We start from the raw sequence: 12,100 nt of genomic DNA on the forward strand, positions 1-12,100 counted from the left end.
TACTGCTGCGCGGTGTTGGTCACATTCAGTCGCAGAGTCGTCGGCTGGTCGATCAACAACTGCGAGGACTCGATTTCAGTAGCAGCCCGAGCGGTTCCGTACTGCCCAGCCTGCTGTTCCCGGAGCTGCCTTCGGCACACAGGACCTGCGAAACTCCTATCTGGTGGTGGCCGGCTAGTTGCCGAACATTCGAAGTACGCTCGCCCCGTGGCCGAGGCAACCGCGCGGCGAAAATATTGGGCGACAGAAGGAGTCATGAAAAAGGCTGCTTCCAAGGGTTTTCGGGAAGTGAAGCTACAGGCACGTCAGTTCTGTTGATCAGCGTGTTTGGACAATGTCATTGAGGGTTAGGGCTACCGCGATCTCCATGGATTGGGGCGGATGATTCAGATCAAGCCCGGTCAACGCGCGCACTCTTCGCAATCTTTGGGCGACGGTGTTGGGATGAACGTGCAGTGCTCTTGCAGTTTTGCCGGCGTCAAGATCGTGGGCAAAATAGGTTCGTAGCGTTTCGATGAGATTTGTGCCCCGACTCTCGTCGTGACTTCGGATTGGTCCAAGTGTTCGATCGGCATATCGGGAGAGTTGGTCGGTGTCGTCGAGTTGAAGCAGTAGGCCCACCAAACCTAGGTCGTCTAGAGATAAGGTAGTCCCGACTCCGCCAGCCATGGCTAACATATCAAGCGCCCCCGCTGTCGATCGATAGCCCTTCGCATACGATTCCAGAGTGCACGGTCCGGTGACTGCTGCTGTTGCGACCGCTCGTGGGCGGATAGACCCTGCGAGTGTCCGGATTCTCTCGGACACCTGCGAGATGTCGTTTGGTGTCGGAGCGAGAAATGTTGGAAATAGTATGACTATCCGGTCGTGATGCACTGCTGCGAGCGGAAGGGGGGTGCGTTCTCTGATGAAAGACGAAATGCGCCGAAGTGCTTGCTGCAGAGAAGTATTCATCTCTGCGGGGGCTGTCGGGGTCAGGGATATCGCTATGATGGTGTGTGGAACAGAGAGATCGTGACCGAGTCGTTGCGCCCGTTCCACGACGGTGGACATTGCTGATGCTTCTCCGCTGAGGAGATCGTTCAATACGGCTCCGTGGAGCCGCCACTGCACCTCGTCTGCGGTACGTATTCGGAGAATCTCGAGTGATGTCACCACGCTCGCATGTTCGATTGCCCTCTTCTCGAGTGGCGTCAGTGACGCCTCCCGTTCTCCAACCCAGATCTTGGCAACTTCTGATTCCGACAGTAGTACTGGGTGCATTCGGTAACTGTCGGTTTGAGGCACGTCGGAAGCACCAGCCGAGTGCCCGATGGTTGTCCCGTGTGCATCCTCGATGGAGATCGGTCGTGAGATCAAAATTGACAATGCGGTTGCGATGCCAGAGATTCCACCCCCTCTCAGCGCAATCTCGGTGAACTTGTGATGGATTTCTTCGGATTTCTCCAGGAGGTCTCGCTGCTCATGGAGTTCATGGTTGAGTATCTCGAGCTCGTTGATTCGGCGTGCTTCGGAGTCGCGCAGTCGGGCGGTGGTCAGGGCGATCGCAGCCTGATCGGCGAGCATCGTCAGCAGGCGAATCTCCGGCCCGGAGAAGGAGTGGGCGCCCGCACGGTAGCAGTTCAATGTGCCGATTACGGACGTTGCGGACTCGATCAGCGGCACCGAAATCATGGAACGATAGCCCTGTTCCCTTGCGACGCCGCCCCACGGTGCGAACTGCGGCGCTGCGGCGATGTCGCTGATCGAGACTGCTCGTCCCTCCCTGAACGCAGTGCTCGACGGCGCTTCAAAAAAGGGATCCTGGTCGAGTCGAACGGGCCGATCAGCGTTGATATTAGCCACGTACTCCGACGAGAGCCCGCTCCACCCTTTGATCGTCAGCTTCTTACGAGCAGGATCGGGGAGAAGTACGCCGCAGAAGTCGTACTCCATCAATCTGACCGCAGTCTCTGCGATCAAATCCAGCACGTCCGGCAGCGGCTGGGCGGTGGCGACAGTCTGGGTGATCGTCCGCACAGCGTCCAGCCACTGCCCGAGTTCGGGTTGCTTTTCCACTTTTCAATCCTCCTGACAGACCAAGTGGAGTGTGTGCAGACACACCCATTCTCGATTTTTGTGTCGGTATCAATATATCTACTTTGTGATCTGGATCGCAGAATCAAATAACTAACGACTCCCAAGACAGCGAAACGAGACCTCAAATGATCGAGTACTCGATGTTCATCGGCGGAAAAGACATCCCCGCTAACAGTGGCTCCACACTAACCATCATCAACCCGGCGACGGGTGAACAGATCGCGACTGTGCCGGACGGTATTCGAGTTGACGTCGACAATGCGGTGGCGATCGCCCGCGCGGCTTTCGACTCCGGCCCATGGCCGAGAATGTCTCGGACCGAGCGCGCAAAGGTACTCCTCCGGGCAGCTGACGCGCTGGAAGCGGCAAGCGAAGAACTATTCACGCTCGAGACGCAGAACAATGGGCGCCCGATCACCGAGACCCGTGCCCAACTCTCCCGAGTGCCCGAATGGTTCCGCTACAACGCCGGACTACTTGCAGCGCAGCGCAATGCGGTCCTGCCGGGTGATGGGCCGTATCTGACCTATCAGAAGCGGTCGCCGCTCGGGGTCTGCGGGATAATCACACCGTTCAACCACCCTGCGCTGATTCTTGCACGAAGCCTGTCCGCAGCTTTGGCAACAGGAAACACCGTAGTGATCAAGCCATCCGAACTCACTCCTCTGACCACCCTTAAAATCGCCAAGATCGTCAGCGAAGCAGGCGTTCCAGATGGAGTAATCAACGTCGTAACCGGCGGACGAGAGGCTGGCATCGGCCTCAGCGAGCATGCTGGTATCGCCAAAATTACGCTCACGGGGGGCACCGAAGCAGGCCGTTCTGCAGCAGTGTCCACCGCGTCCAGATTTGCGCGCATCACCGCCGAATTGGGCGGTAAGACGCCGGTTATCGTATTCGATGACTACGACCCAGTGGCTGCGGCAGAAGGGGCTGCCTTCGCGGCATTCGTCGCGTCCGGACAGTCATGTGTCGCCGGCGCTCGTTTTCTCGTGCAGCGCGGACGGTACGAAGAATTCGTGACGGCCTTGACTGCCCGTGCCAACGCGATCCGCATTGGAGATCCATCGCTCGCATCGACACAAATGGGTCCGGTAATCAGCGACAACCAACGACGAAAAGTATTGGACTACATCGCAATAGGAGTGCAAGAGGGAGCGCGACTAGCCGCTGGGGGCGTTATTCCAAACCTTCCTGACGCACTTCGAGAAGGATTCTTCATCGCGCCCACGGTGTTCGCTGACGCAACCAATTCAATGCGTGTCGCGCAAGAAGAGATATTCGGACCTGTCGCAGTGGTGGTGCCCTTCGACACGGAGGCAGAAGCCATCGAGATGGCCAACGACAACCGGTTCGGCCTCGGAGCCGCCGTGTGGACACGCGAGATCGCCCGAGGCCACCGCGTCGCGGAATCCATTGAATCCGGCATGGTCTGGGTGAACGACCATCATCGCCTCGAACCATCCCTGCCTTGGGGCGGAATCAAAGAATCAGGCACCGGAAAAGATGCCGGCACTGAATCTTTCGATGACTTCACGTGGAGCAAAACCATCGTCGTACGCATCGCCGACAGCGACGTCGATTGGTACGGATCGGAAACACCTGACCGCCTTAACTGATCGCTGCCCACCTACTGCACCCTGAAAACGGAGCACACAGTGACACAGAACGACGGTTCGCCCCCCGCCCCGGGTTGGCGACAACAGATCACCCGCATGCAATGGCTCGTGTTGTTCGGAACCACAATGGGTTGGGCGCTCGACGGATTCGCCGGTAGCCTCTACTCGTTGGTCCTCGGGCCCGCCATGACTGAACTTCTTCCCAACTCAAGCATCGGTGTCAATTCCGGCAACATCGGACTCTACGGTGGTCTGACCGTTGCTCTGTTTCTCGCTGGATGGGCAACAGGCGGAATCCTATTCGGGGTCCTGGCCGACTACTTCGGCCGAGTTCGAGTCCTCTCCATAGGAATTCTGACCTACGCGCTCTTCACTGCTCTCGCCGCATTCGCGGATACATGGTGGCAGCTCGGAATTCTCCGGTTCATTGCAGGTCTGGGCTCAGGAGTCGAGGCACCGGTCGGTGCCGCACTCGTCGCCGAAGTCTGGCGCAACCAATACCGCGCCCGCGCATGTGGAGTCATGATGTCGGGCTACGCCGGAGGATTCTTCATCGCTGCGCTCGCCTACAGCATGCTCAGCGAGCAAGGATGGCGTTTCATGCTCGTTCTAGCCGTCGTTCCAGCGTTCTTGGTCTGGTTCCTACGCCGCTACGTGCCTGAGCCTGAAGAGATTAAAACGGTTATCGCAACGCGAAAAGAGCGCAAGAAGAACGCCGTGCGAAGCGCTGAAGATCGGTTCGTCTTGCGACGCCTATTATCACCACCGCACCTACGCGCGACGCTCATCTGCACAGCTCTCGCCACTGGCGCGCTGCTTGCTTTCTGGAGCGTATCGACGTGGTATCCACAAATCATTCGCAATGTTGCGTCCGCCGAGTCATTGTCAGCCGAAATCGCCAACCACCGCGTGGCAATTTCATCGATGATGTTCAACGCCGGAGGAATACTCGGGTACGCGTCGTGGGGATTCCTTGCCGATTGGATCGGCCGACGCAAGGCATTCTTGGTGAGTTTTGTGGTATCCGGCGTCAGCATCGCCTACCTCTTCCCGTTCGAGCATTCCTACACCACATACCTGTTCGTGTTGCCGATCGTCGGGTTCGGACTCTTCGGGGCGCTATCCGGGAATTTCGTCTACGGCCCAGAGATGTTCGCTCCGAGCATGCGAGCGAGCGGAATCGCTCTCGCGAACAGTATCGGTCGATACATCACTGCCGCTGGACCCCTCGTCGCCGGAGTGATCGCCACGTCATGGTTTGGAGGCAACCTCGGCATAGCAACGGCAGTGCTGGCTTCTACCGGAGTCATCTCGCTCATCGGACTGTACTTCGCACCCGAAACACGCGACGCCGAACTGCCCACGGACACAATGCCTGAGGCTCCGCTCGAACACCCAACAGTGAAAGGAATTTCGAAGTGAGCACATACTCTGGATCGCGAGCAGTGGTCATTGGAGGATCGATCGGGGGCTTGACTGCAGCACTACTTCTTCAGGATCTCGGATTCGAGGTCGACGTTTTCGAACGAACCGCATCTGATCTGGACGGTCGCGGTGGAGGGATCGTTCTACAACCGGATACTCTCCGGTGGTTTCGAGAACGGAGTTCGCAGCGTCCGGAAGATGTCAGCACGACGACGGATTGGGTGCAGTACATCGAAGACGGTAACCGCATCGTTGACCGCGACGCCCGATCATGGGCACACACGTCCTGGGGAACCTTCTACCGCGCTTTGCTCGCTGACTTCGGCCGCGAGCACTACCACCTCGGCGAGTTCGGATGCGGATTCGAGCAGGATGAGGATTCGGTCACCGTCAGGTTCGTCAGTGGTCGCCGTGAGAAGGCCTCGCTCGTTGTGATCGCGGACGGAGTTACATCTGTTAACCGCGCGCGCATCGATCCTGACGTCACGCTGGATTATTCGGGATATATCGGGTGGCGTGGAACTGTTGATGAATCACAGTTGTCTGCGGAGACGGCCGGTATTCTACGGAACGCCATCACCTACAACATCATTCCGCATTCGCAAATCACGATGTACCCCATTCCCAGTGAGAGAGGTGCCGGTGCGGGCGATCGATTGATGAACTACGTCTGGTACCGGAATGTCCCTGCTGGCCCAGATCTGGACGAGATGCTCACGGACAAAAGAGGATTCCAGGGAAAGGTATCCGTTCATCCGCATCAAGTGCAGGACCGATACGTGGACGAGATGCGCGATGCGGCAGCCAGGCTTCTCGCGCCGGCAGCGGCAGAATTGGTAACTTCAACCGACGCCCCATTCATACAGGTGGTGTGGGACTCCAGAGCATCGAAGATGGCCAGCGGCCGAGTTGCACTCATCGGCGACGCTGCGTGCGGTGCCAGACCTCACGCCGCGGCGGGAACCGCGAAAGCTGCAGCCGACGCTTGGGCTCTGAGCGAAGCTCTCACTGCCTCCTCGGGAAATGTGCCCGAGGCGCTGGAGAAATGGGAGCCCGGTCAACTCGAGCTCAGTAACAATCTTCTGACACGAGTAAAAGCAATGGGTGAGAGATCACAGTTCGCCAATACCTGGACACCGGGCGACAAGGATCTTCGATTCGGTCTCTACGGCCCGGGCCGCTAACAGCAAAGAGAGAGGAATTGCTATGTCCCCGAATAGTTTTCTGAGTGATCTTCCCCTAGCCGGCACTTTGATCGGTGAGAATTTTGATGGATGGTCCGACGAACTCCGCGCCGAGTTCGACACTCACGCCTTCGACGGCGAAGTAGGGTCGAGACTGCTCAGCGAAAACGACCGAGTTCGCGTCTGGGAGATTCGATTGGCGCCGGGCGAGCGCTGGCACGCGCATCGCCACGTCCTGGACTACTTCTGGACAGCGGTCAACGCTGGTATCAGTCGCCAACATACGTTCGACGGCACCACGAGGGATGTTTCGTACAGCGTCGGCGAAACGCGCCATTTCCACTTCGCCGCAGGAGAATACCTGCTACATGATATCGAGAACATCGGTGACTCCGAACTGATCTTCACCACCGTTGAACACATGAATTCGGAGAACGAGCCACGGCCGGTGAGAGGATCGTGACTGCCGATTTGGTTGATATCCACGCCCATTGGTTGCCGACCGAACTATTCGAACTTCCACCGGGCTCCCCTTTTGGTGGGATGCGCGACAACGGAGGTGAACTGTTCCTCGGTGATCTCCCGCTGTCGATACGCACCGAAGCAATGAGTGACGTTGACGCCATAGTCGCCGACATGGACAGCAACAATGTTGCGTTGCGCGCGCTCTCACCTCCGCCATTTGCATTCGCGGTGAATTCTGCGGCCGAGGAGTACATCGATACGTACAACGAAAGCCTGGCCCGAGTGGTCAGCGAGTCGTCCGGCCGTCTCGCCGGGTTGGGATCGGTCCGGCTCGACGACGCTGCCGCAGCAGATCGCCAAATGGCTTCGATCGCACAGGAGCAGATACTGTCCGGTATCGCGATCCCTCCGCTACTGCACGGCTCCTCGCTCGATACAGGAATCTTGCGTTCCATTTTGCGATCAGCATCAAACCACGGTCTGGCGGTCCTGATTCACCCAATGCAATTGCCGAAACCAGAATGGCCGCAGTACTACCTCGCCAATCTGATCGGTAATCCAGTCGAGACCGCCACAGCCGTGGCGTCAAGCATTCTCGGTGGGGTGCTGGAGGAGCTTCCCGATCTCCGGATTTGCTTCGTCCATGGCGGAGGGTGCGCTCCCGACCTTCTCGGCCGTTGGTCCCATGCCTGGCACGCGCGGCCGGACGTGCGGGCCGGCAGCACACGAAACCCGCGAGAGTTGTTTCACGAACCCTACTTCGACACGGTGACCCACGATGTCGATGCTCTTGCCTTGTTGAGAAAACAAGCGGACAAGAAGCGAATCGTGTGTGGAACCGACTACCCCTTCGACATGGCTGAAACCCGGGTGTCTGAATTCGTGGATAGTTGCGGACTGGACAGAACCGTACTGGCAGAAAACGGAAGAGCCTTCCTCTGTCACGAGCTATATCCGGCAGACGTGTCATGACCGGGCTGTTTGATCTGTTCACGTTGCGCGGAATGACATTCGAGAACCGAATCTGGATGTCACCGATGATGCAGTTCGCGTCCGAACCCTCAGGACCCGATACAGGAGCTTCGACGGACTGGCATTTTCAGCACTTTGCTGCACGCTCGGTCGGCGGCGTAGGTCTCGCCATGGTTGAAGCGACATCGATCCGTCCGGATGGACGCAGCAGCGAGTACGACCTAGGGCTTTGGAACGATCAGCAAGGGCGATCACACCGTCGCACTATCGACTTCCTGCACAAATACGGCACTGCTGTCGGAATCCAACTTGTGCACGCTGGCCGCAAGGCCGCCACTGGTCGGCCATGGTCAGACAGTCCATACGTAGAACAGGAATGGGAGCGGGTTGCACCGAGCGCTGAGCCCTTCGGCCGAATTCCTGCGCCCAGGGAATTGGCGATTGAAGAGATCGAATCTCTGGTAACTGATTTCGCGAGAAGCGCACGTCTTGCGCGTGATGCAGGTTTCGACGTGCTGGAACTGCACGGGGCACATGGTTATTTGATTCATCAATTCCTCTCGCCGCTGACAAACCAACGGAGCGACCGCTACGGCGGCTCGTGGGAGAACCGAACAAGATTCGCAGTAGAGGTCGTCGACGCAGTCCGGCGGGTGTGGCCGGACGATAAGCCACTGTTCTTTCGGACCTCGGCCACTGACTGGCTCGGTGGTGACACAGACGACGAACGGGAGGGGTGGACGAGTGCTGATTCCGTGTCCCTTGCGCGTGTTCTCGGCGATCGAGGTGTCGATCTGTTCGACGTATCGACCGGCGGAATCACACCCGACGTAAAGATCACGGTGGGCCCGAACTATCAGGTGCCTTTTGCTGAGAAAATTCGAGTAGAGAGCGGAATGCCCACCGCGGCGGTGGGATTGATAACCGAGCCCTATCAGGCTGAGCAGATTGTTGCTTCAGGACAGGCAGACGCTGTGTTTTTAGCCAGGGAGTTACTGCGAAATCCGAACTGGGCTCAACGAGCAGCTTTCGAACTCGAAGTACCAGTCCGTCACCCGCAGCAGTACGCCCGCGGTTTCCAGGAGCGCATTCGAGTCACCACACGGTGAGTTCACAACTCATCGGCTGTGCACCGCGAATCGACGAAACACAATTCATGGGAGATATTTGTGATCACTCTTGACCACATAGCAGTTTGGTCGGACAACCTCTACCGGACGACGGTCGAGCTGAGCCAATCTACGGGCATTGGATCCACAGACGGCGGCTACTTTCCAGGGCTGGGTCTAGGGCAGAAGATTCTCTCACTGGGCGAACACGTCTACATCGAGGTCGAGAGCATCATCGAACATCGGATGATTGCCGATCGTAGCCCGATGGCGTTGGAGTTGGAGCGCCAGACCGCGAAAGGCGACTGCTTCGCCGGACTGTGTCTGCGAAGTGATTCTCTCGATGAAATCGAAGCCTTTGCACAGCATCGTGGGATTACGCCAAGACAAGGAATCGATGGCGGCAAGGTGCCTATGGAAGCAGCGCGTGCCACTTCTGGGACAGTGCACGCACCTGACTTCTGGAATTCGTGGCGATTGGGAAAACCGAATATCTACTACGTCCCTGACTTGAGTGGGCATGCGAGCGCAACACTTCCACAAGAGGGGACGGGCGACGTTCGAGCTACCGGCGTCATTTCAATCGAAATCGGCGGGAGAAAAGCGGATTTACAAAGGTGGCTTGGCGACGTGGCCGACCCTGAAAAACTTGGAACAAAAATCATCTACAACGGAGGGCCCGACGGCCTGTATGCCGTGACATTCGGATCCACGGTGGGAACTCAATCAATCCGATTGAACCCGATTACGCTCTGAGGAAACTCGCAGCGTCGCTAACATGGAGTAAATATTGTCCATCACCGAAGTTAAAGTGCAAAATAACGCGAAGGTGCGTCGCGCGGCCATCTCCGGATTCTTTGGCAGCGCTCTCGAATATTATGACTTCATAATCTATGGAGCAGCAGCTGCGCTCGTCTTCAACAAAGTATTCTTTCCCAACCTCGCTGGTGAGTTAGGAATCTTGACCGCTATTGCGACCTTTGGTGTTGCCTACGTGGCACGTCCATTCGGCGCGGTATTCTGGGGTCATATCGGCGACAGATTTGGTCGGCGGATTGCACTGATACTCACGATCGGTACGATGGGTGGCGCTACCTTTGCCCTCGGGTTACTTCCCTCGTATCACTCAATTGGGGTCGCGGCTCCGATATTGTTGATTATCCTCCGCCTTCTTCAAGGCATTTCTGCGGGAGGAGAGGTGCCCGGCTCGAGCAGCCTTACTGTCGAGCATGCACCAGACAACAAACGTGCCTTCTACACAGCGTTCTCGATGAGCGGAATGCAGTTGGGAATGTCGCTGGGAACTCTGGTTTTCATTCCCATCGCAACGCTTCCCGAGGATCAACTCCTATCCTGGGGGTGGCGACTTCCCTTTTTGTTCAGCGGCGTCTTGACTGTCGTGGCATTTTTCCTGCGGCGAAACGTGGAAGAGACTGAAACATTCAAGCAGACACGTGCACGCGATGCGGCCAGCGGAATTCCGATCGTGACACTCGTCCGTGATCATTGGCCCGCAACGCTGCGAGTAACAATGTGCAGTGCCATCAATGTGGTTGGGACGATCTTCAATGTGTTCACGCTAAGCTATGTCAGTCAGTACGGAGGGATCTCCGGGGTGGCGATGCTCACAGTTGTGTCAGTAGGAAATATCGGGGCCGCAATAATGGCACCGGCTGTTGGGCTGTTGGCGGATCGTTTCGGCCGCCGGCCTATTTACATAGTCGGTGCTTTAGGAAGTAGTGCAACGCTTTTCGTTCTCTTTGCAGCTATTGATGACGGCAACCTACCACTTGTGGTGGGTTCTGGAATCGTCGGCATCGGCGTTTTCTACAGCATGGCAATAGGTTCAGGCGGGGCGTATTACGCTGAACAGTTCCCGTCCAAGGTGCGATACACGGGTATGGCGGTCGGTCTTATGCTCGGGCTTCTCGCCTCCGGATTTGCGCCTACCATCGCGCAGGCGATAAGTTCCGGCTCGCACTCCTGGCAACCCGCAGTGTGGATTTGTGTGGCCGTCGCACTCCTTGGAACCGTTGCGGCGCTTGCTGGTCCGGAAACCAGTCGATCGACGACCGCTGAACTTGGATAGTTTGCAACTCGCTAACTGAATCGCACCGGAGTGTCCGGAGACTTTGATGTGCCACGAGTTTTCCTGAGTTCGTTCGTAAACTTCAGGAATTGATGCGCCCGAGAGAGGTCCACGATGCCTCGGCGCTATCCACCCGAATTCCGCCGAAAAGTCCTCGACCTGTTGAAGTCAGATCGCACGGTCGCCGACGTGCTTCGAGTCGTTCACCGGAAGGTGCCGAAACCTTGCTGCATGGTGCGGCGTGCATGGGCCGAGCCCGCAGAACAGTTCGAAACCGAGTTGGGCAAGCATCCTGACGGGCCGATCCCGATGTCTCTGCCTGGTGTCGGTTGTCGCACCTCGGTCACGATGCTCGTCGAGATCTCCGAATCGACAGGTTCGCCAACGCCGGCCATCTGCCGTCTACGCGGGCATCGCACCGTGAACTCATAGATCGGGAGCTTCGATCAAAGATGAACACCACCGGTATGGCGGAAATGCCAGACTCAAACGCGCCATGTATCTTTCGGCGTTCGCAGCACCGCGCGATCTGCTGTCTCGTATGTGTTACGACCGTAAGCGCGCCGAAGGTAAGAACCACCGAGCCACTGTGATCTGCCTAGTCTGGCGACGAAGCAATATTTGTGCGCGATGTTGAGCAACGGATTGACGTAGACCCCGACCACTCAGCAAGGCATTCCCTCTGATGGATCAGCCACACGCAGCGGAGTCCGAAACGCTGCTTGGCAGCGCAAGCGGACTGCGCGCGTTGCACCCACCCAGTGTCGTGCTCGTGACCGGGTGTTCATCGAAAGTATCTACCGTTTCCGCTAGACAGCGGTGCCGGGACGGAGACCGACCACCAAACAGGGCGATCAACGCCGAGACCACCTGCGAGCTTGGCTGTACCCAGCATCGGGAGCCACGACGGTGGTCCGACAATTGCGTGTCAGGAGGGCGTTGACGACGCTTCGATTGGTCAGTCGGTTCGTGGATGCGTTGAATAGCTTGTTCAGCTGGAGCTGGAAGAGATTTTCCCGTCGGGGTGCGTCATCTCCTGCCCCTCATTGTTGTGGCACAAACCCATCCCCCTGTGTTGGCGGACCATTTCGGTGTCGCACCCGCTTACTTCTTCCCACCTCGCAAAGCGGCGACCTCAGCCTGACGTGCAGCGAAGAC

At 57.6% G+C, this 12,100-nt stretch carries 10 protein-coding genes; 9 read left to right on the plus strand and 1 reads right to left on the minus strand.

Going from position 1 to position 12,100, the window contains the following annotated elements; translation table 11 throughout:
- Positions 1–318: 318 nt before the first annotated feature.
- Positions 319–2,058, minus strand: coding sequence for a helix-turn-helix domain-containing protein (locus DBV08_RS17930; protein WP_124568304.1), 1,740 nt, complete (start codon positions 2,056–2,058; stop codon positions 319–321).
- Positions 2,059–2,219: 161 nt separating this feature from the next.
- Here DBV08_RS17930 and DBV08_RS17935 point away from each other — a divergent pair, with 161 nt between their 5' ends.
- The 9 genes from DBV08_RS17935 to DBV08_RS17975 all read left to right on the plus strand — a co-directional run bounded on the left by DBV08_RS17935 (position 2,220) and on the right by DBV08_RS17975 (position 11,374).
- The gene (locus tag DBV08_RS17935; protein WP_124568356.1) at positions 2,220–3,698 is read left to right on the plus strand and encodes an aldehyde dehydrogenase; all 1,479 of its coding nucleotides are present in this window, start codon (positions 2,220–2,222) and stop codon (positions 3,696–3,698) included.
- A gap of 39 nt (positions 3,699–3,737) precedes the next feature.
- Positions 3,738–5,120, plus strand: a complete 1,383-nt coding sequence (locus DBV08_RS17940; protein ID WP_311715712.1) for an MFS transporter — start codon at positions 3,738–3,740, stop codon at positions 5,118–5,120.
- Positions 5,117–6,307, plus strand: coding sequence for an FAD-dependent monooxygenase (locus DBV08_RS17945; protein ID WP_124568305.1), 1,191 nt, complete (start codon positions 5,117–5,119; stop codon positions 6,305–6,307). Before DBV08_RS17940 ends, DBV08_RS17945 begins: the two co-directional genes overlap by 4 nt.
- A gap of 22 nt (positions 6,308–6,329) precedes the next feature.
- On the plus strand, positions 6,330–6,770 hold the full coding sequence (locus DBV08_RS17950) for a hypothetical protein (RefSeq protein ID WP_124568306.1): 441 nt from the start codon (positions 6,330–6,332) through the stop codon (positions 6,768–6,770).
- Positions 6,767–7,744, plus strand: a complete 978-nt coding sequence (locus tag DBV08_RS17955; RefSeq protein WP_260395631.1) for an amidohydrolase family protein — start codon at positions 6,767–6,769, stop codon at positions 7,742–7,744. Before DBV08_RS17950 ends, DBV08_RS17955 begins: the two co-directional genes overlap by 4 nt.
- Positions 7,741–8,853 (plus strand): NADH:flavin oxidoreductase/NADH oxidase, encoded by a 1,113-nt coding sequence (locus DBV08_RS17960; RefSeq protein WP_124568308.1) that lies wholly within the window; start codon positions 7,741–7,743, stop codon positions 8,851–8,853. The genes DBV08_RS17955 and DBV08_RS17960 overlap by 4 nt, the downstream gene beginning before the upstream one ends.
- 60 nt (positions 8,854–8,913) lie before the next feature.
- Complete coding sequence (locus tag DBV08_RS17965; protein WP_185564692.1) at positions 8,914–9,609, plus strand: VOC family protein; 696 nt, start codon at positions 8,914–8,916, stop codon at positions 9,607–9,609.
- A 34-nt stretch (positions 9,610–9,643) separates the two neighbouring features.
- Positions 9,644–10,942 (plus strand): MFS transporter, encoded by a 1,299-nt coding sequence (locus tag DBV08_RS17970; RefSeq protein WP_260395632.1) that lies wholly within the window; start codon positions 9,644–9,646, stop codon positions 10,940–10,942.
- A 231-nt stretch (positions 10,943–11,173) separates the two neighbouring features.
- Entirely contained in the window at positions 11,174–11,374 is a 201-nt protein-coding gene (locus tag DBV08_RS17975) for a hypothetical protein (protein WP_124568311.1), read from the plus strand.
- Positions 11,375–12,100 lie beyond the last annotated feature (726 nt).

The organism is Rhodococcus sp. KBW08 (genome assembly GCF_003852455.1).
Lineage (GTDB): Bacteria > Actinomycetota > Actinomycetes > Mycobacteriales > Mycobacteriaceae > Rhodococcus_F > Rhodococcus_F baikonurensis.